Consider the following 1,096-nt stretch of genomic DNA (forward strand, 5'->3'; position numbering starts at 1 on the left):
GTTTACCGGCGAAAATATGAAACAGCACGAAGTAATAGCTAACTGAGATATTTTTAACCGGGCAGGGTGCGAGTGAATTTAAACAAAAAAGAGTAAAGTCAATATTACTATCAAGACCATCTTTTTATAAGTATATTGAAAGGCCAGATGATCATAAGAAATATATGCAGGAACAATGAATGATCTAATAAAGGAAGGATCTGATTATGTATTATAGGGATTTCATTATTACCTCTATCGAGGCAGAGCGTATTCTGGCCATGAAATTTGATGAAGTATTAGTTCCTTATTTAAATCCGATGATTATTTCTGATGATGAACTTGCTGAATTACTTATTAAGTTAATGAGGTGAATGGATGGGTTTCTTGAAAAGATGGTTAAAGGAAGAATTCATTCTTTTTTTATGGGGATGGGGCATTGTATTATTAATCATTGTATTTAGTATGATTGCAGTCTCTCTTTTCCCTGACATTGCCATTAACTTAATAGGACTTTTTATTTTATTAATCATTGGGTTTCACGTTGTTGTTTGGTTTAAAGTTAAAAACTGATATGAAAGAGGAGGGGTAATGTCAAATCCAGCATATTTATGGTTAACTGATGAGAGTGATTCGCCTATTATAGGTTCTTGCCTGATGCCCACACGTACAGGTTCCATCGAATTGCGCGCAGTGAATCATCATGTTTGGTTACCTACCGATAATAATACAGGAAAGCTGACGGGAACCCGTCTTCATACACCGGTTAAAATTCAAAAAGAGTTTGACAGAACAACACCTTTGTTATTTAGGGCTCTTTGTGAAGGTCGAACCTTAAAATCGGCAACGCTAAAAATGTACAGAATAAATGAGGCGGGACTGGAAATTGAATATTTTAACATAGCGTTAGCGAATATTAAGATTACGGCAATCACACCAAATTTACATCCGGCCGGAATGACAAGTACTCACCTTGAAGACATTGATTTCCGTTATGAGACGATCACCTGGAGATACACAGAAGGGAACATCATGTATCGTGATTCATGGAACGATCGCTGTTGTGCCTGGTAGCAAATAATATAGTGCTGAAACGCGGCGCCTCATGCGGCGCCGC

General features: G+C 37.3%; 2 protein-coding genes and 1 pseudogene. All 3 read left to right on the plus strand.

The genetic code is table 11. The features are described from left to right. Positions 1 to 206: 206 nt before the first annotated feature. Positions 207 to 275, plus strand: a pseudogene (locus tag HMPREF3096_RS31705) (hypothetical protein); the annotation flags it as partial. 82 nt (positions 276 to 357) lie between these two features. Beyond that, positions 358 to 552 carry a hypothetical protein gene (locus tag HMPREF3096_RS28180; protein ID WP_004184000.1) on the plus strand — a complete coding sequence of 65 codons (195 nt, stop codon included), beginning with the start codon at positions 358 to 360 and terminating at the stop codon, positions 550 to 552. A gap of 18 nt (positions 553 to 570) precedes the next feature. Continuing rightward, positions 571 to 1,053: an Hcp family type VI secretion system effector gene (locus HMPREF3096_RS30165; RefSeq protein WP_022065259.1), complete on the plus strand. Its 483-nt coding sequence runs from the start codon at positions 571 to 573 to the stop codon at positions 1,051 to 1,053. Positions 1,054 to 1,096: the final 43 nt, after the last annotated feature.

The organism is Klebsiella sp. HMSC25G12 (assembly GCF_001807705.1).
GTDB classification, from domain to species: Bacteria; Pseudomonadota; Gammaproteobacteria; order Enterobacterales; family Enterobacteriaceae; genus Klebsiella; species Klebsiella variicola.

Coding starts and splice junctions, on each gene's coding strand:
- HMPREF3096_RS28180 (WP_004184000.1), top strand. CDS start 358: ATGGGTTTCTTGAAAAGATGGTTAAAGGAAGAATTCATTCTTTTTTTA.
- HMPREF3096_RS30165 (WP_022065259.1), top strand. CDS start 571: ATGTCAAATCCAGCATATTTATGGTTAACTGATGAGAGTGATTCGCCT.